Below are 26,423 nucleotides of genomic sequence, written 5' to 3' on the forward strand. Positions count from 1 at the left end.
CTAATGTTGTCCATGTCCCTGTGTTCCCCTTGCGCTTAGAGGCGTCCGCCGCCCGAACAGCGATCGCTGCTCGACCGTACGAAAGATATCTTTAACGAAGGAAGGCGTTTAAGCGCCGTTCCCTGTATATAAAAATCGTGACAGGCGCTTCGTTCAGGTTGATCGAAAAAACGTTCTCTTTTCCGTCTCAGCATGCGAACATGAAGAAACGGTTCCACATGGAGTATAGCAGATAAAAAATCCGCTGAACATCGCCCCGCTCACCGTTAACGGATCTGTCACAGCCGCTTTTAGACATCTTTTCCATTCATCCCCACAAGTTGAACCGCTGCTCATGACCCGCAGCGCGAAACAGCCCACCGATTCTTTCTCCCTAGGTACAGCGGAATGGTCTAACCTCAGATGTCATACAACCTTACTTCCCGGCAGTAACAAGCTTCCAGCGCTCCCTCCCTTTTCTCTCCCTGCTATAAGCCTTGTCACAACAGCGTTGAGACATTATCTCACCACCTGTCAGATAAGTGTGAGAAGATCGCCTCAAATCGTTCAAAGCCGCTAGGTCAATCCTATGCTTTTAGCGAATTATCAAAAAAATCGTGTAATTTTGTGATACGATGTGGCTGTACTCGCTTTACAAACGAGTCAAATTCTTCTTTTCAACAGCTCGAAAGGGGGACATCACACGTACATACGAACCGCGACAACGAATGATGTAAGCGGATTCAAAACAGCAGTATGTATTTCGTTTTTTCTACCAAACAATATGGAGGGATTGGATGTTTAAAACAAACCGGTTTAACACGCTCTTTGGCAAGACCGCTTTCACGGCCTCACTGTTTGCCTTCCTCATTCCGGCAACCGCGATGGCTGAAGAGGACGGCCAAACAGATGAGACAGATACAGATAGTGACGGCGATACACACGAATTAATGATCATGTCGACAACAGACGTGCACTCGTACTTAATGCCGTACGATTATATGAATGCCGAAAGCGTTGACGATTACGGCTACGCGAAAACCGTCAGCCTGATCGACCAAATCCGCGCCGAGCACGAAGACGCGCTGTTATTTGATAACGGGGACATTATTCAAGGCAGCCTACTCGGCGAATTGGAAGCGACCGTCGAACCGCTGGAAGAAGGAGAAACCCAAGCGATCATCAAAGCGTTTAACGATATGGACTACGACGCTTCAACGCTAGGAAACCACGAGTTCAACTTCGGGCTCGATTTCCTCGACAATCAAATCGAGCAAGCCGACTTCCCGATGCTGCTCGCAAACGTCTATGAAGCCGGCACGGACAAAGAAGAACATAAATATCAGCCGTACGAAATCATCGAACACGAAGTCGACGGCAAAGAGATCGATGTCGGCGTCATCGGCTTCACCCCGCCGCAAATCATGCAGTGGGACGCCCTTCACCTTGAAGGCGAAGTCGAAGTCCGCGACATCGTCGAATCCGCCCAGCGTTACGTGCCGGAACTTGCGGAACAAACAGATATCGTCGTCTCGCTCGCCCACACCGGTGTTAACACGGGCGACCGCGGCACCGAGCACGCGGCGACAAGCCTCGCGGAAGAAGTCGACGGCATTGACGCGCTCGTGATGGGACACGCGCACCAGACGTTCCCGGACAATAACGAAAGCTACGACAACGTCGACGGCGTTGACGACGAAGCCGGCACGATCCACGGCGTACCCGCGGTGATGGCGGGTTCGTGGGGAAGCCACTTAGGCACGATCCAGCTTGACTTAACCGAAGAAGACGGCGAGTGGAGCGTTGAAAGCTCCCAGTCCGAAGTCACCGGCGTTGAAGAGTCCGGCGCCGAAGCCGATGAAGGCATGGTCGAACTGATCACCGACGTGCATGAGCGCACGATGGAGTATGTTGACAGCGTCGTCGGGCAAATGGGCGACAGCTTTAATACCTTCTTCTCGCGTGTGATGGATAACGAAGTCCTCCAGCTCGTGAACGACGCGCAGCTCTGGTTCACTGAAGACTTCCTTGAAGACACCGAACACGAAGACAAGCCGCTCTTATCGGCAGCTGCACCGTTCCAGGCAGGCTACCGCGGCGGTTATACGGAAGTTGATGAAGGCGACCTCCGAATTCGCGACCTAGCCGACATCTACATTTACGACAACACGCTCCAAGTCGTTGAAGTCGACCGCGACGGGCTGATCCAATGGATCGAACGCTCAGCGGAAAACTTCGAGCAAATCGACCCGAATGAAGCAGACGACCAGCAGCTGCTCGCAAGCTTCAGCGCCTTTAACTTCGACGTCATCGAAGGCGTCGAGTACGAAATCGACGTCACCCAGCCGGAAGGCGAGCGCGTCACGAACTTGACGTATGAAGGCGAAGAAGTCTCCGCAGACCAAGAATTCTTAGTCGCGACAAATAACTACCGTGCCGGCGGCGGCGGCGATCACCTTGAAGGTTTGGATGCCGAACTCGTGCAGGAACTGCGAGCTTTGAGCATCGAAAACCGCTACGTCATCTTAGACTACTTGGAAGAAAACCATGACGAGTACACGCCATACGCGTCGAACAACTGGCAGATCAAACCGGTCGATGTTGACGGCGACGTCGTCTTTAACAGCTCTGTTGACGGCGCCGAGCACATCGAAAAACTCGGCTTAGACGCCGTCAGCGCCACCGGCGAGACAGTCGAAGACTCCGACAGCGGCGCCGTTTACACGTACAACTTTACCGACATCATGGGCACAGGCGATGACGCGCCAGAAGCAACAATCGCAGACCTGAAAGCCGCCTTAGACGACTACATCGACGACGGCAAGGTCAGCGGACCGGCGGAAAACCAACTGAGCAACACACTGCGGCAAGCCCAGCACCATTACGACAACGACAACCAGCCGCAAGCCGTGAAGTTCGTTGAAGACAACTTCCTAAACCACCTGCACCGCAACCCGAACACCCGGCACATCGATGACGATGCCAAAGCCAAGCTCGACGACCTAGCAAACGAAACAATCAATTCCTTGGAAGAAAACTAAGCAGACGCTCCGTCTGCAAGTGAAACGAGAGGCTGCCCGGCAGCCTCTCGTTTTCCGCATATGAAATGCCGTCATTTCCTCCGGCTTTTTTCGGTGGCTGCTGAAAAAGTGCTAGAAAATCAGAGTCAATGTTTATTTATAAAGCATATAGGAGGTTATGAGCCCTACGCAAACTCGCTTGCCGCGGGCAACGCCTCAGCCTCCTCATAAGCAAAAACCGCTTCTTGCGGGGTCTTCAGCTGTTGCTTTTCCCGCAGGCGTCGAGTTTGCTACGGTCTCATAAAACCTCTCGCTCTATAAGAAAGAATAAACATGCAGGCGCTTAATTGATCATCTACTTTTTCAGCAGCCTCCTTCTTTCGGTGGTAAGATACATAGTAACGTTCACTCATCACGACCCGCGTCTTTGGCACGCGTTTAAAGGAGACATACATACGATGCCCAAAACAGCTGGCTTTTTCACACTCTTGATCGCGATCATGCTGCTCATCCCGGCTCAAGCACTCGCCGCCGGCCCGGGGATGGATCCGGCCGAACCGGTCCCCGAAACCGAGGATCGCAAATCCGAAACCGTCCGCGGCGAAATCGTCGAACTGATGACTGATACGCCGCAAGTTCAAGAAATGCGCGTCGAAATTACCCAAGGCGAATTTGAGGGTGAGATCGTCACAACCGAACACCGCCTGTCCGGCAATCCGGCCGAAGACTTCTATTTCGCTGAAGGCGAGCGCGTCCTCGTCTGGGTCGAAAGCGAAGACGGCGTGATCGAGCGCACGCTCGTGCGCGAACTGACGCGCGATCACTACTTAGGGTACTTGGCGGCGTTTTTCGTCTTCTCGCTCGTCTTAATCGGCGGGATTAAAGGCGTGAAAACGATTCTCTCGCTCGGACTGACAGCGTTTCTCGTCATTCAAGTGCTGATTCCGTTCATCTTGGCCGGCTTTCCGCCGATTACGATTACGATCATCGTCGCCTCGCTGATTACCACCTCGTCGGTGTTAATTATCAGCGGCTGGAACCGCAAGTCGGTCGCCGCGATCATCGGCACGATCGGCGGCGTCATCATCGCCGGGATTTTAGCCTGGACGATGACGCGCTTAACAAGGCTCACGGGGTTAAGCGGCGATGAGTCGCAAATGCTGATGTACATTCCGCAACAGATCGACTTTGACTACCAAGGCCTGTTATTTGCCGGCATGATCATCGGCGCCGTCGGTGCGGTGCTTGATATCGGCATGTCGATTGCCTCGGCGATTGACGAAGTGAAACAGAGCAACCCGGCGATCAAAACGAAAGAGCTCTTTAAGTCGGGCATGAATCTCGGCAAAGACATTATGGGCACGATGGCCAATACGCTCATCCTCGCCTACACGGGCGCCTCGATGTCACTGTTGCTCGTGCTTGTCGCGCACAACATTCCGTTTGAACGGGTCGTCAATATGGACGCGCTCTCCACCGAGATCGTGCGGATTTTAGCCGGCAGCATCGGACTCATCTACGCGATTCCGCTCACGGCGGTCGTCGCAGCGTTTATGTACAAAAATGTCGATGTCGAAGCCAACAATGCAAAAATCGAAGCGAAACGGGCCAAACGGCGGGAGAAGCTCGCGAAACTAAAAGGAAGCGTCATGCCAAAGCGCAGCAAATAATTAAGTCGGTTTCAAAGCTCATAAACAAGTAGAAGCATTCTCCTCATTTGGAGAATGCTTCAGACTGTAGACAAACGATTATTTTGCTGTCAGCCATGAATCCACTACCCTCCGCTTGCCGCGGGCAAGGACTCAGCTAGTATTCGTCTCTTGCTTTCGAGACTGCTGAAAAAGTGCTGGATAAACAAAGTAGATGTTTATTTAGGAGTCGCATAGAATACAGAATATTATGAGCCCTGCGCAAACTCGCTTGCCGCGGGCAACGCCTCAGCCTCCTCAGAAGCGAAACCGCTTCTTGTGGGGTCTTCGGCAGTTGCTTTTCCCGCAGGCGTCGAGTTTGCTCCAGTCTCATAAAACTTCTCAATCTATAAGTGGGAATAAATATGCAGGCAACCAATTGATCATCTACTTTTTCAGCAGCCTCCTTGCTTTCCCTGAGGCGTCGGAGGAGTGGATGCATGGCTTCTTTTTTATGAATACACTCGCTTCAAAAAAGAGGATGACCCAGAATCCCGGCTTTTTCCTGACGGCGATAGAAACACGGCGAGCAATTAATACGGATGATCCTTCATTAATTCGTAATAATGTTCATCCAAGTATCTGTGACCTTCAAAGAAATGATGCGCGGCCGTATCAATGCGTGCTTCATCATCGTTATCGAGGCCGGCAGTAAACTCCGCACACCCCGACTGATACTCATCCATCGCCGCTAAATAGATATCGTGAATCTCCGGGTCATCGCGCGGACGCGGCATCGCATACACTTCGTCGCGCATCTGCTCTAATTCGTCAAAGCGTAAGCGTATTTCATTCTCCCAATCAGCGTCGGTAAGATCTTCATCTTCGCTGATAACCTGTATATCTTCAAAAATGCGGCTCAGCTCTTCCATCTGCCGGTCGTATTCGGCGATATAATCCATCTTATCCTGCGTGTCCGCTGAATCAACAGCCTCTTCTTCGGCCCCGTCATTCTCTTCGAACGCATTGACATCATCCGCCGCTTCGAGCGAGCTATTGTTGTTTTCCTCATTATTGGTTTCATTTACATCCTGATTGTTTTCATTCACGTCAGCACTATCATTCGCTTCGTTGTTTTCATTATCATTTTCAATCGTTTCTTCAGCGATCGGTTCGTCCCGCTCATTGGCGACATCATCGCCGTTCAAGTTCAGTTCATTGATGACAAAATACGCGGCCAGTGCGAGAAAAGCGACAACAAACAGCGTCATAACGATCCGCTTGAACATGATGATCCTCCTCCCCGTACAAAACGAGCGCTCCAGCCAGCTCAGGAATCATCGTCGGACCAGCGATTGCTCTTTTCATCGCACCACCTCCTAATTCTATTATACAATCAAACCGAAATGATTACTCACAATTGAGGAAAATGATAGAAAATAACACAATTTAAATTCATATGGAAATACCATGGTTATCTATTTTTTCAACTGTTGTTCGCAGTTATTTTGAGGTTGCCAGTTTATAAAATCTGATCACATCGTTTTTATCATAAAAGTAAAGAAGCAAACTGTAGACAATCACGCCGATTGCTACTGAACCGATCAGCGTACCGAGTTCTCCGGCGACATCGGCGGAGACGGCTTGAAACAGCATAACAGCCCCAGCCATCCCTGCTGTAAAGAGAGATGCTTTTTTCATCGAACGGGCGTAAGGGACAAGCGGCATCTCCATCAATTTCATTGCCGAACCAGTTAATAATCCGGTTCGGATTAAGTTAAACAAAACGTAGGCCGTAATGACTGCAGCGATCCCCAGCGAGGAAAAGGCGATTAAAAGCGTAAAATAAAACACTGCCGCAGCCAAATCGATATAAAAGACTTTGTCTGGTTTATTCTGTGAATACAAATAGTTTACCGGAAGCGTCTCGGACAGGATTTTCACTATGAACAGCACCGCGAAAACTTGAATAACGATGACACTGCTTAACCAATGTTCGCCAAAGATAACAGGGACAAAACTTGAGGCTGTTAAAGCGATCCCGATAAAGACCGGGAAAAAGATTAACGATAAATAATTCGTTAATGTCGTATACACATTTTGCGTGCGGGCCGGTTCATATTTTAATTTCGAGAAGAGCGGAAATAAGACTTTCGCAAAAGCTTTATTCGACACCTGTCTGACTTGTTCGAGTAAATTTTTTCCGAAGTAATAGATACCAAGGATTTCTGTCCCGAGCAAGGCGCCGATAATCACTTCATCGCCTCGTTTCGTTGCAAAATTCAGCACATCTCTTCCCGATGTAAAAAGACCAAACCTCATGTAATGGCGGAGCTTTTGGAAACTGAAATAAACGGAGACAGCAACCGATTTATTCGCGGCATTAAAACCGAGATATAAAAGAAAAATCAGGACGTTGGAGGAGATTTGCGCATACACGAAGGCGCTGATCCCAAACCCGAATGCAAAAAGGAGCGTCATCAAGACAATTAATACTATATGGCTGGCGATTTCGATAATTGAGATTTCTTTGAAGAAAAAATGCTTTTCAAAAAACGCTCGAAAAAACATCGACACCCCATTGATTAAGACAATCAGACTCATCAGCTGCACGAACGGACCTAATACAGAACTGTTAAAAAAATTTGCAAGCACATCAGCGGAAATATAGAGCGCTCCAGCCATTAACGCGGAAGTGACGACGGTAAAAAGAAACAGCGTCGATGCTTCTTGCTTATCTACGTAATCCCGCTGAATTACTCCTTTAATAAATCCTTTTCCTTCAAACTTCTGCAAAAACCCGATAATCACTGACAAAATCGCAATATAGCCGAACTCTTCCGGCGTTAAAAACCTTGTTTTAATTAAGAGCAGCAATGGCGCTGAGATGACGAGGACCATCGAACTGACCGCCGTCCACTTCACTCCGCTGATGGTTTGCGAGCGCAATGATTTCACGATGACTCCTCCGTTCAAAACGCCGTTTTAGTCTGTCGGACATTTTTATTCCGCAAATCTGATCTTTATAACGAACAAATTGGACTGAAATATGGATGCAGACTGTTTAATTACCTCAGTTCGCATCCGTGTTGTTCTTTATCAAGATCATCATACCACAGGTTTACAGAAAAGACTAGTTTTTTCGAAAACGTGCAGTTCAGATTTCTTCTCGATTCAACTGATTTTCAAAGCTATCAAGCACTCGTTTACAATTTTGGTTATCATGAAATGCGAAGTACTTATTCTTTTGCGGTTTGAACTGTTCCACAACGGCTTGCCGGTTCGTGATTGTATCCTCTAAAACCGTTATTAATTCGTCTAAATCTTTCGCTTTCGGTCCAATAAGATCTGTATCCAAGTTGATATACGCGCCTCGTTCTTTTTCATATCTTTTTTGATCAAACTGATAAAAAATAACCGGTTTATCCAAATAAAAAAAGTCCCAGCAAACACTAGAATAATCAGTAATAAGAACGTCTGACTGAATCAGATGCTTCTGAACATCCTCATCAATATCCAGTACTTCAACAAAGCCGTTCTTTATGTTTAACGTATCAATATAGTTATGAAAATAAAAATGCAGATACACGTAAATTTTATAATTATGTTTTTTTAGAACAGCCATAATCTGTTCATTTTCCAACACGTCTGAGACAGACTGAAAAAAATCCGTCTGAATAAATTCCTCCTCAGACAAACCGTAATACCACTCTCTCCATGTCGGCATAAACAAAATGACATTCTCGCTGGAACTCGATGAGATATGCGAATGTAAAGAATCAAACCTTGGGAGGCCCGTAACAATAAGCTTATCGCGATCAACATCTAAACTTTCTGCTTTAATGGTTTTCTCAAAGTCGGATACACACAGGAAAAAATCTTCAATTCTGGCTTTTTTCTTGTCCCTCTCGTTATTGAATTTCATTTTCTTCAAGCCGAAAATGCCGTGTTCGAGATTGATCACGATCGCTTTAGGTTTAACATACTTGTGAATGATCGGTCCGACATCGGACCCGGAGTGCGAAAAGAACAAGCCGATACTTGAAAAGTAATATAAATAATTTTTGATGCTGCCACGCGTTATATAGTTTTTGATGTTTTGTTTATACCGATAATCCTTATTAATGACCCACCTGACATCATAATCCGTATAATGATACAGGTATTCAAACAAAGCTTTTCCATTATCCGTGTATTGCTTCCCGTCATGTCCGCCGATTAATATCACATTCGATTTTAATTTCCCTTTAAAGAAGGGAAGAATCATGATCGCGATCAGTATATTTTTTAAATAGACTATTTTTTGGAACATGCCTCCGCCTCCAGTTAAACACTTTATTTTATCGTGCATTTATCGATACCACGACATATTTTTCTTTAATACACGCCCGTTTGTAAATCGCTGACCTTACTCCCTCGCAAATTTTCGTTTTATCGTATGAACGATTACATCGACATCGTCGATCTTCATAAAATAGATTAAACTGCTGTATAGGATGATCCCCGCAAAAATAACTAAAAAAAGCGCAACAATGTCGTTTACAACTGTTATTAAATGTTCGTAACTCAGTTTCGTTATGACGCCCATTGTGAGCGCAGCAAACAATGTTTTCACAAACGTAGTCAGGAGTTGGTTGATTCCGAGAGCTCCGATTTTTTTCCGCAGACTGATAAACATCAACAGCGCGGTAACTATTGCGGCTATACTTGTCGCCAAAGCAATCCCAGCTATCCCCATATAATAAGCCAATATTACATTTAAGACGATATTCACTACCATGCCTATTGCACCGTTGATCATCGGTGTTTTCGTATCTTGCAAAGAATAAAAAGCCTTTGATAGAACTTCTCTTAAACCAAACCCGAACATTCCGACGGCGTAAAAAAATAATCCAGCCGAAGTCATCTCCAGAGCCCGCGCATCAAAAGCCCCCCGGCCAAATAAAAAACTGATCAGTTCTGCGGAAAAGAACATAAACCCGATCATCGCAGGAATAACCAATAAATTCATCGCATTCACGGCTTTTGCAATCGATGTTTTCATGCCTTCAAAATGATCATCAGCAGCCATTTTAGAGATCTTCGGGTAGATGACAGTGATAATCGATAACACGAAAACCGTTTCTATAAACCAAACTAATCTATCCGCATAATTCAGTGCTGAAATGCCGCCTTCAGCCACTTGTGAAGCAATTGTTCTATCGACGATTTTATTGATTTGATTGACGGAATTCCCGGCAATGATCGGCAATGCCAGGAGCATCATTTTATTAATATGTTTATCTTTCAAGTTCAACACAAACGTATGTTTGTAACCATTTTTCAGTGCAGATGGAAGCAAAAACAAAACTTGTACAGCAACAGCTAATACACTTCCATACGCCAAAATCTCAATCGCAAACACTGCGCTCATTACTATTGAGGAAATAATCACTAAGTTAAGCGGCAGGGCGATCAATCCTGTGATGACAAAAACGTCTCGAATATTCAAGTAACTTTTTAAAATGTTCACTAAAGCTGTGAAGTATATTCCAAAGATACTGATACGAGTGAATTGTACAGCAAGCTGCAGCGTTTCTCCTGAAAATCCCGAGGCAAATATCAAGACAATTTGTTCTGTAAATATAAATGTCAAAAAAACAATGAACGTGCAAAAAACCATAATTATATTTATCAAATTATTCGTATAATATTGACTGTAAGCCGCCCCATACTCTTTGTCAATCCTCGTGTGCATAGGAATGTATCCTGAAGAGATGGCACTGCCGATAAACGTAAAAATCACTCCCGGAATAGTCAAGGCAATCAGATATACGTCGCTGATACTTGACGCTCCGTAGAAATAAGAAAGTGTGATTTCTCTAAAAAATCCTATAATTGAACTGATTATTGATATGATCATAAGTAATAGGACTGTTTTTTTCACTTTTTACACACCCACTATTCTAATCCAACATCATACACAATGATCATAAAAGTTTTCTTGCCGACTTAATGTAAAAATTGCTCAAATATTCTCATGTGCGCTGCAGCCATATTCTCGATCGTATAATCTTGCATCTTTAAGAGGTTATTTTCCCCCATTTGTTTTTTTAATGGTTCATTATTTAAAATATACATGGTTTTCTCGGCCAGCGCAGCAGAATCATCAACTGGAACAATATATCCGTTCTGATCATCTGTGATCAGCTCTAAACCTGCCACACACTTATCAGTTGTAATGACAGGCAACCCTTGTGCCATTGCTTCATTAACCACCAATCCCCAGATATCTTCTCTCGTCGGGAGAACCATTACATCAGCACTTTGAAAATATTTAAGCACATCTTCTTTCTTTTGAAATCCGATGAAGTGCACGTTGGAAAGATTATTATCCTTTTGGATAGTTAAATATTCCTCTGTCGGGGTGCCGCCAATAATGTATACCCCTGTATTTATCTCAAAGCTGTTTGCCGCTGCTAATAAAACATCAAAGCCTTTTCTATGGATAAACTGCCCTACAGTAACGATGACGTTTTTTTCTTTAATATCGAAATCTTTTCTAACGGTTTCTTTTTCTAGTGTGTTGATTGGACGTACAGGCACATCTTCTTGTTTTACAGAAGTAAAAGGGTACGTATAGATCCTCTCCGAAGAAACGTTGAATTTTTTTAGATACTCTGCAGTGTAATCTCCTGAAACGAGAAACGACGAGCTTCCCATAAATAAAATTTTTTTTAAATAATTTTTCGCCTTTTTCCTGCTTGAATAAATAGCGCCGTCTAAATTTATAAAACACGGTATGTTCGCTTTATTCATATTATAAATTCCCCAGATTTGCGTCAGAGTGCTGTATCCTCCAAAAACAACAACGTTAAATTGATTATCTTTTATATATTTAGTCAGTGAAGGATACAGTCTTCTTTTGCCAACTTTTAGTGATTTTAAGTTGATGACGGAAAAATTATTATACTCGTTGCTGAACCATTCTGGATTTCTTTGCTTTGCATCAATAACGTCGCTTTCATCAAAGACAACCAACTCACAAAATTTTCCTAACTCATTTAAAAAATCTACCCGATAAGGAGATAACAGATTCGTTGTAAAAAGAACTTTCATCTCTACCCTCCTTAATGTCATTCAATTTATTTTTAGAGAATCTTTCGCTTCATCGCAGGTTTGTCTAACAAATTACCCGGATTTCCAAATTTTAAGTTCATGTCATTGTAATTAGCTCGATTCATTTTTTTCCTCTTCCGTTGGATGTAAATTAAAAAAATCATCAATACTGCATAAAAAACAAGTAAACGGATACCCCCTCTAGCCATAAAGGTTGAAAACCCGCCCCAGTAAAGATCGATAAGACCAACCATTAAAATCAGTAAAGTAACATGTTTAACGAAATCTATCCTTTTCCAATTGAAATTCACAGCTGCTTTAAGATACATCGAATCAATGACTTTCAAAAACAGACCCATCGACAAAATCGCCAGGACAATTCCTGGATAGCCAAAATTGAAAAACCACTCTGCATAAATCACGGAAGCTTCTGAGTGACCGTCTTCAATATATTCCGGCCGAAAAATAAACGTAATTTCGCGATTGAAATTCCATGGTTTATCGGCCCAAAATTCACGTGGTACCGGTGTGACGATCGCTGCCCAAATCGTTTTGCCCCAAAATAAATCCAATACCCCTTCATTGTACATTTGGATAAGTTCACCGAACCTGTAGTGCGGCGATATCATAGAACCCATGCCCCTTGTTTCACCCGAATTGCCGCCGGCACTAACATAAGAAGCCATCAGCATAGCCGGAAACGTGCCAATAACGATGATTTTTTTTAAATTTTTATTTAAAAATTTATGATTCATACTCAGGACAAGGACGAGCAATAACGTTGCGACATTGATCCTGCCGAAACCGCTGAAAAAGAATTGATAATAAACAAAAAACAGTGCAATGGTTATCACAAGCTTATGAACGCTTATTCCTCCGCCGCCGCTTCGCCATAATGCCACCAAAATAATGACCATGCTTACATAAACACTTGGCGTCAGAAACGATTCAAACCCATAATTTATCAGCGAAAATATCAATCCCATAACAGCCAAAAACAAACCTAACACATACGCCCAGGTGATTAATTTTTTCGGCAGAAATTGAGTTCTGCCCTCTTTTGTGCACTTTCTGATACTCTTTTGTTCACTGCCGAAAACATGATAGATCAAAACTTGTCCGGTAAAAACCGAATACGTCGCAATCCAATGTCCGAACACAATATCGTACGAACTGTCATGAATCATTAATATCGCCGGTATCCCGCCGATAACAACACTTACAAGCATGTATATCCCTGTCGGTGTTATAAAATCACCGCCATGCTTATAAAAAGAAAAGATCCCGTGAATGATAATTAAGACCGCTAAAAAAAAGATACTGATATAATAAGGTGATCCATTCACTTGGTTCATAAAAAAGACAGAACTTAATCCTAAGGAAAGCCATAACATCATTTTTGCTAAATTATTATAGTTCATCATCTATGAACCCTCCGCCTCATATGATCTATAAAAAAGAAGCTGGTCGACACCTTCCAAATTTATGCATAGAAACAATGATTAGCGGAAAGTTTTTACAAATACAATGTGATCAGTACCTTTTTTGATTTAGTACCCCTTTGTTCATAACATTTCCTGGCCGCTTAAGAGATCCATTTCCTCATAGAATGAAACAAAGTATGACTATCAAAAGCATCAAAATACCGGACATGTTTGTAGCCGGCTAAAACCTCTCTCGAATAAGGGCAGTCTGCAACTAATATCGGCGTATTATGCATTCTTGCTTCCAATAACGGCAAACCAAACGTTTCGATAAATGAAGGGAATACTAAAACGGCTTTCGTATAGTAATCAAATACTTCTTCTGAATTAAGCCTGCCGATAAACTCGATCGGCAATTTATTTTTTTGAACATCGCTGTATATTCTTTTGATGTTCTTTCCCTCATCACCGTTTAGCGTAAATACAACTCTGACATTTTCCATTTGGCGGTCGCTTAATTTTTTCACTGCATCCACAATAATCTTATGGTTTTTATACTCCATACTGTCTGCAGGATAAAAAAATACATTTTGGCCTTTGGCAGGTTTGCTGTACGTCTTCTTGGCGGTATTTTTCAGTTCGGGCTTAATAACGCTTATTTTACTTGGATCGATATCAAGTTTAGAGACACACGCTTCTTTCATCCAATTCGTTTGGACAATCACTTCATCTGCTTTTCTAATTGATTTGAAAATCATTCGGCCAATAACATTTTGATATATCCACAAGTTTTTATTTTCAAAAAATGAATACCGCTTTTCTGCGAACGGCAGCGATTGATGCAAGTACAAGCTCTGCTTAGCAGCATAACCATTGGATATCGTGATATTTTGCAGCGAGATAATTTCGTCTGCCCGGTTTTTTTTAACGATCTCAGGTGCGACAAATCGATCAAAATACAGCCTGTGAAACCAGCTTTTTTTAACCCAAGGATAATTGAGCACTTTTACGTTTTCCGTCTCGTCAAACCGAGGAGTACTTACGACGAAAACCCATTCATGGTCATGATCTTCAACTGCTTTGTCATAATATTGCTTTAAAATCGTTAATGCTCCCCCTCTTTCTGCGGGGACATCAAACACGATGATCTTCATAGCGATTTCCCCCAAACAACGCGGTTCACATAATCGGTATAAGAAAGCAAGATCCTTAACACTTTATCTGATACGTTGGGCATACTGTAATCATTAACCAGTTCGAGGGTGTCTTCTTCTTGTGTTTCCAATACTTCTAACGCTTGTAATATTCGCTCTTTTTCCAGACCTGCCATCATCACAGAAGCTTCTTCCATCGCTTCCGGACGTTCATGAGCTTGCCGTATGTTCACAGCTTTAAATCCAAGAATAGATGATTCCTCACTGATCGTGCCGCTGTCGCTTAAAACAGCTTTTGCCTCCAGCTGCAATTTGACATAATCGTTAAATCCGAGAGGTTTCATCGTTTTAATAAGCGGATTAAACTCGATGTTTTTTTCATTGAACATTTTCAGGGTTCTTGGATGTGTACTGATAATGACCGGAAGATTATATTTTTCCGCAATCGTATTTAAACTGTGAACCAAATTTGTGAAGTTTGTGTCCGAGTTGATGTTTTCTTCGCGATGAGCTGATACGACAAAATACTTGCCTTCTGCAAGATCTAATTTCTTTAATACTTCCGACCGTTGGATATCCGCTTTTCTCGATGCAAGCACTTCATACATCGGGCTCCCCGTCTTAATAATCCGATCGGCCGGCAACCCCTCTCTTAATAAATATTCACGGGCGATATCACTGTAAGTGAGATTCACATCCGCTGTATGATCGACAATTTTGCGATTTGATTCTTCCGGAACTCTTTGGTCAAAGCAGCGGTTTCCGGCCTCCATATGAAAGATGGGAATCTTTCTTCTTTTGGCAGCGATTGAGCATAAACAGCTATTCGTGTCTCCGAGTATCAAAAATGCTTCCGGCAAAACTTGTTCTAATATCGGATCAATCTTGATTAAGATATTCCCGATCGTTTCTGCTGGCGAACCTAACGCACTATTTAAGAAGTAATCAGGTTTACGCAAATGAAAATCATCAAAAAATACTTGGTTCAATTCATAATCATAGTTTTGTCCCGTATGAACTAAGGTATGTTCTATTGCTTTTGATTGATCCAACTTATTAATCACAGCAGAAAGCCTGATAATTTCGGGTCTCGTTCCTACTACCGTCATTACCTTGAGTTTCTTCATTTTCTATACCCCCAAAAAATACGTATCCGGATCGTTCGGATCAAACGTTTCGTTTGCCCACATCACCGTAACCATATCTGTTTGACCAAGGTTCTCAATATTATGTGTATAACCTGGCGGGATATCGACGACGTTTAAATCGCTTCCGTCAACATAATATTCAATGATTTCTTCAGAGTTTACAGGTCTGAACCGAATCACACCTTGACCGCTGACAACTAAAAATTTTTCATTTTTCGTATGATGCCAATGATTGCCTTTCGTTATCCCCGGTTTTGAGACATTGACCGAGACTTGACCTCGATCGTCAGACTTCAAAAACTCCGTGAAAGATCCCCGCGCATCAACATTCATCTTCAGCGGATACGAAAACGCCTCCGCAGGGAGAAAGCTTAAATACGTACTGTATAATTTCTTTGTAAGTTCATTTTGCATATCAGGGATAAAAAGATCTCGGCGGCTGTCGCGAAACGTTTGAATCGCTGCAGCCAATTCACCTAACGTTATGTTATACGTCACCGGAACTTTGTAGAAGCCGGCTGATTTGGGCCGTTCCATCAGCTCAATGAATCGATCGACAACATCATCAATATAGACTAATTCCAATTGTTTATCCGGATCATTGACCTGAATATCAATGTCTCTGGCAACATTGTGACAAAACGTCGCGACGACGGTGTTGTAATTCGGCAAAGACCACTTGCCAAACACATTCGGGAGCCGGAGAATATAGTGATGCTCTCTTTCCTGCACGGCACTTTCTGCTTCTAACTTCGTCTTTCCATACCGTGAGTCGTTTTCTGCTTGAGTGCTTGACGTAAACAACAGAGGCGCATGATTATTTCTCTTGATCAGTCCCGAGACGATGTACTTCGTTAAATCGGTATTCCCGCGATCGAATTCAATGTCGTCTTTTGGACGATTGACACCTGCTAAATGAAAGACAAAATCCGCCTGACTTAAATACGTTTCAAACTCACTGGTTGTCGTCTCTCTCGTAACTTGTAAAATGTTTTCATAACCGCGATTTTGCAATTCAGCAATCAAATTTTTTCCGATAAACCCGCGGGCTCCTGTCACTACTATATTCATTCTCTGCCTCCCATCATGCATTCAGGCCTTCTGCCAATTTTCTAATTCGTGCTTAATGTAATCCAGCTGCAATAATTTTGCTTTCACTTCTTCAGCATTGAGCAGGTAAGTGTTGTGAGAATTGTACTCCTCTGTCGTGGAGAGTTGTTTACTGCCGTCGAAAAAATATTTATCGTAATTTAAATCCCGCTGATCAGCCGGAACACGGAAAAAATCACCGGCATCGACAGCAACTACATATTCTTCTTTCGTCAAAAGCGTCTCATACAGCTTTTCCCCGTGACGGGTACCGATAATTTGAATCTCGTTGTCAACATTAAATAAGTCTCTCAACACCTCGGCCAATAGCCCGACTGTGCATGACGGAGACTTTTGCACCATAATATCTCCAGCCTCTGCATGTTCAAACGCAAACGCAACCAGCTCAACGGCATCTTCCAAACTCATTAAAAAGCGGGTCATGGTCGGATCCGTGACGGTTAACGGCTTCCCTTCTTTGATTTGTTTAATAAACAACGGGATCACCGAACCGCGCGAAGCCATCACATTGCCGTATCGGGTTCCGCAAATAAGCGTCCGTTCCGGTGAAACCGTTTTCGATTTCGCCACAAACACTTTTTCCATCATCGCTTTTGAAACACCCATCGCATTGATCGGATAGGCAGCTTTATCGGTCGATAAACAGATGACTTTTTTTACACCTGTTTCGATCGCCGCAGTCAGCACGTTGTCCGTGCCGATTATATTGGTATTCACAGCTTCCAACGGAAAAAACTCACAAGACGGCACTTGCTTTAAAGCTGCTGCGTGAAAAATAAAATCGACGTCATACATCGCATTTTTAATACTTTGTTTATCACGAACATCCCCGATATAAAATTTAACTTTTTCACTCCGGTACAGCCGGCGCATATCATCTTGTTTTTTCTCATCGCGGGAAAAAATGCGGATTTCTTTCACATCGGTTGTCAGAAAACGATCGAGCACAGCATGACCAAACGACCCTGTTCCGCCGGTGATTAATAACGTTTTATTCTCAAACATTTGTCGGCCTCCTGTCCTCGAGAAAGTTAAGAATTTTTTTGACCTCTTTGGAAATATTATAATGATTCTCTAAATATTCTCTGCCGTTCTTCCCCATTTCTTCTCTGAGTGCGGCATTGCTGCTGAGTTTATTCGCATAGCCAACAAAGGATGCTGTATCGCCATTTTCCAGCCAGAACCCTGCCCCGGACTCTTCTAACACATCTTTTAAATCCGTGCTCGTATCTGTGGCAGCAATAATCGGCAGCGACATATCCATATACGCAGTCAAACGGGACGGAAAATTCGGGATAGAAAAATTGGGATCGAGAAATATCAAGCCGACGTTCATTTTCCTCAGTAATTGGTCGTATTCATATTTAGGTATTCGGTTCAAAAGGGTGACATTCTTTTCAGCATAACTGTTAATGTGTCGGGATAATCTTTCATACTCCGTTCCATCGCCGATGATCACTAAGTGGCTGTCCGGTATTTTGTTTTCGGAAAAAGAATTAACCACGTCGATTAATCCGTCAATTCCTTGCGGCCGGCCTAAATTGCCTCCGTACACAAACAACGTTTTATCGTCAGGTAAATCATAGGCGGCAAGGATATTCTCTTGCACGGTGATTGACTGCGCATCCTCCGTCGGTTTAATCGCGTTCGGGAATATTTCCAGTTTATCTTTCGTTTCCGGATTATGCTTAATCATATAGTCGACATTCGCCTTCGACATACAACCGATCCGATCGGAAGTGTTGTATAAACGCTTTTCAACATGCCGGAAATAATGATAAATAGGATTCTTTTTTCCGAACATATTCATATCTACGGCGTTTTGCGGGAAAATATCTTTTAAAATAAGGTAACTTTTGCAGCGGTACGCGGTTCTTAAAGAAGCAATTAAGTTTGAGAATGTAATCGGCGGGGTGGAATATAAAATAAGATCGAACGCTGCATCTTGCAAATGAGTTTCGATCGCTTTTCGATAATGCTTTTCAATCAAAAGAGTTGATATTCCTTTTTCTATACTTTTCACTTCGGTGATGTTTCCTGTTTTTACTTTCAATTGATGAACATTGCCTTGCCGGGAATACTCTGTTGCCAATCCCGATCTTTTTTCTCGCGGAGATACGATATAAACGTTCGTAACATGAAGCTTTAACTCATTGATCAGATCATTATAAATGCCTCGTTGATGTAAATTTTCGATCGACCTCTCGATCGACAAGAATAGAACGTTCATAGCGCTCCTCCGTTCTTTCGTTTTTATATGTTTAGGCGCTTTGATAGGTTTACTCCGTTCGTTATTACGATCATAATACCACATTACTAGCATGAAAACTAGATTTTTATGGAAAAATAAATCTAAATTTTCCATCCAGAAGAATCTTTTAAGCGCTTGTCACGAAGGGAGTTGAACCTTCTGAATGGTTAAGACCGAAACAGTACTTGCGATTGAAAAAGAGCATCAGCATTTCGCCAACCGTTCTGTAAAACGATTGAATTGACCGCTCGAAACCCAACGATCTTGAGGAATATCAACCGGAGTCCTGTGCGATCACCGGGATATCTCGTTGCTTATCGACCGATACATCTTTACGGCTTAACTCGGTATTAATTGCAGACAGAACATCGCCGCCATGTTTTTCGAGACATTTTTCAGCCCATAAACAGTGGACGCCTTGTACATAAACAGGAATATACTTAACCTGTAAAATGTGTGCCATAGCAAGCCGATGCTTTCCGCTTTCTTGTACTTTTAAAAAACGCCCGTTTCGATCAATCACAACTTTCATTTCATCAACTTCGTTAACTTTGTCGGGATGAAAGCGGCGTTTCACCCCTAAATCTTTTTGGCTTTTATACCCGTTTTCTTTCATCGATTGAAACAGATTTTGCAGCTGATCAAATTTTCGTTCCAGCTGCTTTTGCGAATAGATCGTTTCAAAGCGTTCATAATCATCACTCTCATAGCGGGAGCGGCCTTCTTGAAACATCTGCATGATCGTGCGGTAGCTGATCGACTTATGATAAAAATTCGGAATGATCGGCTCTGTATAGGTATCCCACTCGCCGTCTTTAATATAGGTTTTATTAAACAACGTTCTGCCGCTCAGTGTTTCTCCTTCACTATTGGTAACAAAGGAACTCAAATCACTGCTTTTAATATAAACGATTTTTTCGATCGCTAAATGAGGGGAAAGGTGTTTTAAATGTTTGTCTGTCCGTTGCTTTGTGAAACGATAGAGAAGCCTAGCATAGATCGTTTTAAATAAGTCAGACGCTGCATAAAGCACTGCGATCAGCGCTTTCGCTGTTTCTATCAACATCGTTCGTTTCATTTCCTCTCCCTCCGATCTTAATAACGAACAAAAAGTCGTTAAAAGATGGATAACAAAGCCGATCCTTTATTATCCGTGTAAAATCGTTCGTTATTAAGATCATTATAGCATTCTTTGTCAGAAAAAACATCGGTTGCACATAAAAAATTTCAGACTTTTTACAAATTAAAAGTTTCATCTCAGCTAAGAGCCGCTCACCTCAAGTACAAAAAGCCCTCGCCGTTACGGCGAGGGCGTGAATCCATCGATTAATCCCGGCTGTACAGATCGCGGGTGTAGACTTTGTCTTTCACGTCGCGGATCGAATCATCCAAGCGGTTGGATACGATCACGTCGCTGATTTCTTTGAACTGGTCAAAGTCTTTAATCACGCGCGAGCCGTAAAACTCGTCGTCGTCTAAGACCGGTTCGTAAATCACGACTTCGATCCCTTTCGCTTTGATCCGCTTCATGATCCCTTGCACGCTCGAGGCGCGGAAGTTATCGGAATTCGTCTTCATCGTCAGGCGGTTAATCCCGACAATTTTCGGGTTGCGCTGCAAAATTTGCTCGGCGATATGGTCTTTTCTCGTTCGGTTCGCGTCGACGATCGCGCCGATAATGTTATTCGGCACATCTTCGTAGTTGGCGCGAAGCTGCTTCGTATCTTTCGGCAGGCAGTAGCCGCCGTAGCCGAAAGACGGATTGTTGTAATGATCGCCGATCCGCGGGTCTTTGCCGACGCCTTCGATGATTTGCTTGGAGTCAAGCCCGCGCACCTCGGCGTAGCTGTCGAGCTCGTTAAAGTACGCGACGCGCATCGCAAGGTACGTATTGGAAAAGAGCTTGATCGCTTCTGCTTCGGTGGCATCGGTAAAGAGAATGTCGATGTTCTCCTTTTCCGCGCAAGCTTCCAGCATCGCCGCGAACGCTTCCGCCCGTTCGCTCCGTTCGCCGACGACGATCCGCGACGGATACAGGTTATCGTAAAGCGCTTGGCCTTCGCGGAGAAACTCGGGCGAGAAGATAAGCTGCTCGGTGTTGTAATGCTTTTTCAGTTCTTCTGTGTAGCCGACGGGGATCGTCGACTTAATCACCATCACCGCGTCCGGGTTAAAGTGAAGCACGTCTTCAATCACCGATTCGACCGTCTTCGTATTAAAGTAGTTCTTTTCCGGGTCGTAATCGGTCGGCGTGGCGATAATGACGTAATCGGCGCCGTCGTAAGCGGCAGACTTATCCGTCACCGCGGTTAAGCTTAAGTCCTTCTCGCGTAAATACCGCTCGATTTCCGCGTCTTCAATCGGCGACTCGCCGGCATTGATTTTCGTTACTTTCTCACTGTCGATATCTAAGGCGGTCACGTCGTACTTTTGCGCTAACAAGACCGCATTGGACAGTCCGACGTAGCCGGTTCCTACTACTGTTACCTTCACTGTATTCCCTTCTTTCCGTTTGCAGTTTAGTTGTCGGTTGTTTTCACCGCTTCTTCGCGGTTGATCTCTTTTAAGTAGTCTTGGACATCATCACGCAAGTCGTCGCGCATCAAAGCAAAATCGATCGTCGCTTTGACAAAGCCGAGCTTGTCGCCGACGTCGTAACGATCACCCGTGAATTCATAGGCAAGTGTCACTTGGCTCGTATTCAATTCTTTAATCGCATCGGTGAGCTGAATTTCATTGCCGGAACCCGGTTCAAGGTTCTCGAGGATATCAAAGATCTCCGGGCGGAGCACGTAACGGCCCATAATCGCTTTGTTCGACGGGGCGTCGGCCTGTTTCGGCTTCTCGACGAGATCATCAACGTGAATCACGCCCGGCTCGATTTCCGTCGACTTCGGCGCGACGATCCCGTATTTCGAGACGTCTTCTTCCGGGATCGGCTGCACGCCGACGACAGACGAATTGTAACGCTCAAAAATCTCGATCAACTGCTTTAAGCACGGCTTGTCATCAGACTTGACGATATCGTCGCCCAACAAAACCGCAAACGGCTCATTGCCGATGAAGTGTTTCGCCACGGAGATCGCATGGCCTAAGCCGCGGGGCTCTTTTTGGCGGATGTAGTGAATGTTTGCCATGTTGGAAATATTTTGCATTTCTTCTAAAATCGCATGCTTTTCCTTCATACGAAGGGTTTCTTCCAATTCGTACGACTTGTCGAAGTGGTCTTCAATCGCGCGCTTGCCGCGGCCGCTGACAATGATGATGTCTTCGATCCCGGAAGCGATTGCTTCTTCGACGATGTATTGGATCGTCGGCTTATCGACAATCGGAAGCATTTCTTTTGGCTGCGCTTTGGTGGCCGGGAGAAAGCGGGTGCCTAAACCGGCAGCGGGGATAATCGCCTTTTTGACCTTCATGGTATCGTCGCTCCTTTATGTAGCTGATTTTTTTCGCGGTTCGTCGGTGTTGATTCCCTAATTATTGTAATACGTTTAGGGAGGAAATAAAAGGGTTGTGCGTCATAATCACAGAATGTTTCTGATGAACATCTGGCGATGTTTTTATCAGGACGTTGATGATCCTTACGCAAACTCGCTTTCCGCGGAGAAGTCGGCAAGCCGCTTCGAGCGTTGCTCTGCAGGGTCTCGCCTGACTTCTTTTTCCGCAGGAGTCGAGTTTGCTCCAGTCTCATCAACTTTTTAAAACTTTATAAATTTCTCCTAAACGAATCGTTTCGTTTTGGAAAACTTAGTGTTTCTGCTCTGGAAACGGGTTGTTTGTTCTAGGCAAACGGTGTTTTTCGTGATTCGCGCGGGCTGCTGTGCCGGGGTAAGCTGATCTTACCGCGGAATACGAAGCGGAAGCGCGCTTCCATTACAGGAGACTGTCGATGGAAACTTATGAAGAAACACTGGAACAATATATGCCGATGATTTACAAAACGATTAAGCGCTGGAATTTATGGCGCAATGAAGATCAGTACGTGCAAATCGGCCGAATTGCACTGTATGAAGCTTGGCAAAAGTACGATGAAGTGAAAGGCGACTTTGCGCCGTTGGCGCAAGTGTATATTCACGGGCGGATCCGTCAGGAACTGGAGCGCTCGGACCGTTGGACGTCGCGCAATGTCGCAGTTGAGCCGGTGACGATGACGGAAACGGCTCCGTCGGAAGAAGACCAAGCACTCGATGAACTGTTGATGACCGACTGGCTTCTAAGCACAAAGTTGAGCGCACGCGAACGGCTGTGGCTGACGGAATACGTGCTGTACAATTTAAAACCGAGTGAAATAGCGAAAAAACACAACGTCGGGACGGAAACAGTGAAATCCTGGCGCAAACAAGCATTAAAGAAATGCCGGGCAAACGTCCCGATCGAATTGATCAAGTAATTTTCACAATTACGCCATAAGTTACAGATAAATTCTAAATTATTGTAAGAAAGTTCTTTACAAATTTTGATAATCGTATAATATAAGTTATTGGGGGACGGCGAAACGCCGCAAACCGGTCTGTCACGTTGACAGGCAATCAAACTCTAAAAGGAGACGAGAACATGAACAGAAAGATTATTACTTTACCTTCGTATATTATCACGAGGAACACGGTTGCGCTATTTCCTGCCTATCATTCAGATTATGACACGCTCGTGTATGAATTGGACGGCATCTATGGCGTGAAAGAAACGATCGTAGCGATTATTGACAAAAGCTGCCGGAAGTACTGCAGCGACATGGAAAGCCGGCGAAAATACATATCGCACTTAACGCAAGTGCAGAAGAAAGTACCGCTGTTAATCGATGAAGCCAATGCCATCTTCACCTTTCCAACGCACTCCCAGCAAGATCCCCGCTGCGTCTGGCTTGCCTTCCATCACATCGATACCTATGAACCCCACGAGCATGACCCGAAACAAACCACATTCACTACCTATTCCAATCTCATCTTAACTGTCCCGATTTCAATCCATACGTTTAAAAAACAAATCACCCGCACCGGTTACGGGGTAGCCAAGTTCCAAAACCGCTTTATGTTTATGCCGAAAAAGGGGGATTCGCCCGATGACGAAACGGATGAAGACTGAGGATCTTGATAAACATGCCATTAACTGCGGATTTCAGATCGTGATCTTCGGCGAACGCTACACGAAACGCTCCTCGCCGTCGACGACGGTGTTCGTTGAGTACGTCTACCCGAGCAAGCGCTGGATCGGCTGGGAACAAGGATGGGATGACAACGGCCGGCTCAACGTCTCGCAAGTGTTCTCGCAGACGGTGACGTTAAATGAAACGCTTTTAAACGCGGGGAAGTATATGCACGAAACGAAACCTGTAACAACGTAAATAATCAGGACATGCAGCTACTAACCTCCGCTTGCCTTGGGCAAGGCTTCAGCTAACTGCCGTGAGATTACCGGCAGTGGATCTTCAGCCCTTGCTTTTCCCAAAGGCGTCGGAGGAAGTTGCTGCATTCATTTCTCAGTTTCGCCTTATACAGCTATTTTTTAGCGATAATCTTTTATCAATACATACTCATTAGTTCACGTTGTAGTACCACTTATACCATTCGACGAATTTGCCGAGGCCTTCGTCAATCGTTGTCGAGGGCTCAAAGCCGGTTGCGACCTTTAAGTCATCAATATCAGCATACGTCGCTTGCACGTCGCCCGGCTGCATCGGCAAGTATTCTTTGTTTGCTTCGACCCCGAGGTGCTTCTCAAGCGTGGAAATAAAGTCCATTAACCGGACCGGCTGATTGTTGCCGATGTTATAAAGACGGTACGGCGCATAACTGCGGCTCGGATCAGGCGTTGCCATCGAGAATTCCGGATCTTTTTGCGGGGGCTGATCGATAAGGCCGACGATCCCGTCGACAATATCATCAATATAGGTGAAGTCGCGCATCATGTCGCCGTTATTAAAGACGGAAATCGTCTCGCCGTTTAATATTTTCTCGGTGAAGGAGAAATACGCCATATCCGGACGTCCCCACGGTCCGTAAACGGTAAAGAAACGAAGGCCGGTTGTCGGAATATCGTACAAATGACTGTACGTATGGGCCATCAGTTCATTCGACTTCTTCGTGGCAGCATATAAACTAACCGGGTGATTCACTTCATCCGAAGTCGAAAACGGTATATTCACGTTTGCACCGTAAACTGAACTGGACGATGCATAAATCAAGTGCTTCACATTATGATGACGGCAGGCTTCTAATATATTTGTAAAGCCTTGAATATTCGAATCGATGTAGGCATGCGGATTCTCCAAACTGTAGCGTACTCCGGCTTGGGCAGCGAGGTTGATGACGACATCGATATCATTTTCAATAAAACATTTATTTACTTTTTCAAGATCTTCCAGTGGTTGCTCAAAGAAATTGAATAAATCAAATTTTTCTAGTAGATTAAGTCTGTTATATTTAAGATTAACTGCATAGTAATCATTTAAGTTATCATAACCTATAACATTATGACCTTTTTTTAATAACAACTGAGATAAGTGAAAACCCACAAAACCTGCGGCACCTGAAACAAATATATTCATAAAATAACTCCTTTAAAATAGTTAAACGAAAATAATCTTATTTTATTATAAAAACTTTCGTTTTTATTCAAAAGATAAGTCTCATTGCTCCCAATATTTTGATTTGACTGTCCATTTTGACCCTATACTGAAATCAAAAGTTATTGGATCAACAACAGCATTTCCACTCGTTGGATAGTTAGTAAACTCTCCAAAATAAATACTCCCATCATCTAAAGAATACAAGTCAACTCTTACATAATCAAATGGCATTGCTAATTTCTCTGAAAAAGCTATGAGATTATTTAAATTTTTTGGTGGATCAACATGTGACGCAGGCTTAAACTCCCAAAAAACATCATGCTTTTCCCAATTTCTTGTGAATAGAGTTAAGGTTCGATTATCTTTATCTTTGAAATCACCCTGATTTACTTGAATCATATAACATTTACCATGAAAAATATGAAATTTGTAATCATTAGGAATTCTACCCTCTCCATCTCGAAGTAGTTTTTCAATAACAATTTTTCTCTCAATTTCTTGATAGGCCCATTCGTGTTTAAGAGCACCATATGATGTTCCAAGCCAATTTTTACATGTATCTATTATTTGTTTTTCGTTAATAGATGAACTATCTTCAACGATAATATTTGTACCGGATCCATGATTAGCCTTAATTACATACTCTTTTGGAAGTTTATCAAATGGAATAGATTCAGGATCATCAGTTACATATAATTGAGGTATTAAAATTTTCTCAGCTTCTTCTTGACCTAAAGTATCTTTCAAATAATCTCTAACTTTATCTTTGTCTGCCACAACTGGTAATAAAGGGTTTCTATCATAAACTTTTTTCCAACAAACTTTTTGATTGAAACTTTCAGGAGTTTTTAAATTTAATCTATACCCCGTCCTTCGTTTGAAATCTCTTTTAAGACGAGGATATCCGAGTAATTTTTCTTTAAATTTAAAAAATTCCATCAACAACTTTCTATTTTCAATTACTCGCCTTATTGAATACAAATATTTTCTTGATATTAGTGGCATTTTCTAAACACACCTTCTCATCATCTTTGTGATATTAT

At 43.6% G+C, this 26,423-nt stretch carries 21 protein-coding genes; 5 read left to right on the forward strand and 16 right to left on the reverse strand.

What is annotated here, in order from left to right; genetic code table 11:
• The first annotated feature begins 776 nt into the window (after positions 1–776).
• Positions 777–3,020: a bifunctional 2',3'-cyclic-nucleotide 2'-phosphodiesterase/3'-nucleotidase gene (locus EDD67_RS01595; RefSeq protein ID WP_121439423.1), complete on the forward strand. Its 2,244-nt coding sequence runs from the start codon at positions 777–779 to the stop codon at positions 3,018–3,020.
• Positions 3,021–3,457: 437 nt separating this feature from the next.
• Positions 3,458–4,669, forward strand: coding sequence for a YibE/F family protein (locus EDD67_RS01600; RefSeq protein WP_121439424.1), 1,212 nt, complete (start codon positions 3,458–3,460; stop codon positions 4,667–4,669).
• A gap of 551 nt (positions 4,670–5,220) precedes the next feature.
• Here EDD67_RS01600 and EDD67_RS01605 read toward each other — a convergent pair.
• The 14 genes from EDD67_RS01605 to galU form a co-directional block, all read right to left on the reverse strand.
• Positions 5,221–5,916 (reverse strand): hypothetical protein, encoded by a 696-nt coding sequence (locus EDD67_RS01605; protein ID WP_121439425.1) that lies wholly within the window; start codon positions 5,914–5,916, stop codon positions 5,221–5,223.
• Between the two features lie 214 nt (positions 5,917–6,130).
• The gene (locus EDD67_RS01610; protein ID WP_121439426.1) at positions 6,131–7,585 is read right to left on the reverse strand and encodes an oligosaccharide flippase family protein; all 1,455 of its coding nucleotides are present in this window, start codon (positions 7,583–7,585) and stop codon (positions 6,131–6,133) included.
• Positions 7,586–7,784: 199 nt separating this feature from the next.
• Complete coding sequence (locus EDD67_RS01615) at positions 7,785–8,939, reverse strand: CDP-glycerol glycerophosphotransferase family protein (RefSeq protein WP_158638182.1); 1,155 nt, start codon at positions 8,937–8,939, stop codon at positions 7,785–7,787.
• Positions 8,940–9,035: 96 nt separating this feature from the next.
• Positions 9,036–10,553 carry a murein biosynthesis integral membrane protein MurJ gene (gene murJ, locus EDD67_RS01620; protein ID WP_121439428.1) on the reverse strand — a complete coding sequence of 506 codons (1,518 nt, stop codon included), beginning with the start codon at positions 10,551–10,553 and terminating at the stop codon, positions 9,036–9,038.
• Between the two features lie 65 nt (positions 10,554–10,618).
• Positions 10,619–11,725, reverse strand: coding sequence for a glycosyltransferase family 4 protein (locus tag EDD67_RS01625; RefSeq protein ID WP_158638183.1), 1,107 nt, complete (start codon positions 11,723–11,725; stop codon positions 10,619–10,621).
• Between the two features lie 32 nt (positions 11,726–11,757).
• Complete coding sequence (locus EDD67_RS01630; protein ID WP_121439430.1) at positions 11,758–13,149, reverse strand: hypothetical protein; 1,392 nt, start codon at positions 13,147–13,149, stop codon at positions 11,758–11,760.
• A gap of 161 nt (positions 13,150–13,310) precedes the next feature.
• Positions 13,311–14,303 carry a glycosyltransferase gene (locus tag EDD67_RS01635; RefSeq protein ID WP_121439431.1) on the reverse strand — a complete coding sequence of 331 codons (993 nt, stop codon included), beginning with the start codon at positions 14,301–14,303 and terminating at the stop codon, positions 13,311–13,313.
• Positions 14,300–15,430 carry a non-hydrolyzing UDP-N-acetylglucosamine 2-epimerase gene (gene wecB / locus EDD67_RS01640; RefSeq protein WP_121439432.1) on the reverse strand — a complete coding sequence of 377 codons (1,131 nt, stop codon included), beginning with the start codon at positions 15,428–15,430 and terminating at the stop codon, positions 14,300–14,302. The genes EDD67_RS01635 and wecB overlap by 4 nt, the downstream gene beginning before the upstream one ends.
• Before the next feature lie 3 nt (positions 15,431–15,433).
• Positions 15,434–16,522 (reverse strand): polysaccharide biosynthesis C-terminal domain-containing protein, encoded by a 1,089-nt coding sequence (locus EDD67_RS01645; RefSeq protein WP_121439433.1) that lies wholly within the window; start codon positions 16,520–16,522, stop codon positions 15,434–15,436.
• A 21-nt stretch (positions 16,523–16,543) separates the two neighbouring features.
• The gene (locus EDD67_RS01650) at positions 16,544–17,566 is read right to left on the reverse strand and encodes a polysaccharide biosynthesis protein (RefSeq protein WP_121439434.1); all 1,023 of its coding nucleotides are present in this window, start codon (positions 17,564–17,566) and stop codon (positions 16,544–16,546) included.
• Entirely contained in the window at positions 17,559–18,791 is a 1,233-nt protein-coding gene (locus EDD67_RS01655) for a glycosyltransferase family 4 protein (RefSeq protein ID WP_121439435.1), read from the reverse strand. The genes EDD67_RS01650 and EDD67_RS01655 overlap by 8 nt, the downstream gene beginning before the upstream one ends.
• A gap of 295 nt (positions 18,792–19,086) precedes the next feature.
• Positions 19,087–19,890: a hypothetical protein gene (locus EDD67_RS01660; protein ID WP_121439436.1), complete on the reverse strand. Its 804-nt coding sequence runs from the start codon at positions 19,888–19,890 to the stop codon at positions 19,087–19,089.
• 248 nt (positions 19,891–20,138) lie between these two features.
• Positions 20,139–21,305, reverse strand: coding sequence for a nucleotide sugar dehydrogenase (locus EDD67_RS01665; protein ID WP_121439437.1), 1,167 nt, complete (start codon positions 21,303–21,305; stop codon positions 20,139–20,141).
• 26 nt (positions 21,306–21,331) lie between these two features.
• Entirely contained in the window at positions 21,332–22,231 is a 900-nt protein-coding gene (gene galU / locus EDD67_RS01670) for a UTP--glucose-1-phosphate uridylyltransferase GalU (RefSeq protein ID WP_121439438.1), read from the reverse strand.
• 473 nt (positions 22,232–22,704) lie between these two features.
• Here galU and EDD67_RS01675 point away from each other — a divergent pair, with 473 nt between their 5' ends.
• The 3 genes from EDD67_RS01675 to EDD67_RS01685 all read left to right on the forward strand — a co-directional run bounded on the left by EDD67_RS01675 (position 22,705) and on the right by EDD67_RS01685 (position 24,156).
• The gene (locus EDD67_RS01675; protein ID WP_121439439.1) at positions 22,705–23,205 is read left to right on the forward strand and encodes a sigma-70 family RNA polymerase sigma factor; all 501 of its coding nucleotides are present in this window, start codon (positions 22,705–22,707) and stop codon (positions 23,203–23,205) included.
• Between the two features lie 164 nt (positions 23,206–23,369).
• Positions 23,370–23,897: a competence protein ComK gene (locus tag EDD67_RS01680; protein ID WP_121439440.1), complete on the forward strand. Its 528-nt coding sequence runs from the start codon at positions 23,370–23,372 to the stop codon at positions 23,895–23,897.
• Entirely contained in the window at positions 23,875–24,156 is a 282-nt protein-coding gene (locus EDD67_RS01685; RefSeq protein ID WP_121439441.1) for a hypothetical protein, read from the forward strand. The genes EDD67_RS01680 and EDD67_RS01685 overlap by 23 nt, the downstream gene beginning before the upstream one ends.
• Before the next feature lie 192 nt (positions 24,157–24,348).
• Here EDD67_RS01685 and EDD67_RS01690 read toward each other — a convergent pair whose 3' ends face one another.
• On the reverse strand, positions 24,349–25,359 hold the full coding sequence (locus EDD67_RS01690) for an NAD-dependent epimerase (RefSeq protein ID WP_121439442.1): 1,011 nt from the start codon (positions 25,357–25,359) through the stop codon (positions 24,349–24,351).
• Positions 25,360–25,440: 81 nt separating this feature from the next.
• Positions 25,441–26,385 carry an ATP-grasp fold amidoligase family protein gene (locus EDD67_RS01695; RefSeq protein WP_121439443.1) on the reverse strand — a complete coding sequence of 315 codons (945 nt, stop codon included), beginning with the start codon at positions 26,383–26,385 and terminating at the stop codon, positions 25,441–25,443.
• Positions 26,386–26,423 lie beyond the last annotated feature (38 nt).

Source organism: Salisediminibacterium halotolerans (assembly GCF_003814815.1).
GTDB lineage: Bacteria > Bacillota > Bacilli > Bacillales > Salisediminibacteriaceae > Salisediminibacterium > Salisediminibacterium halotolerans.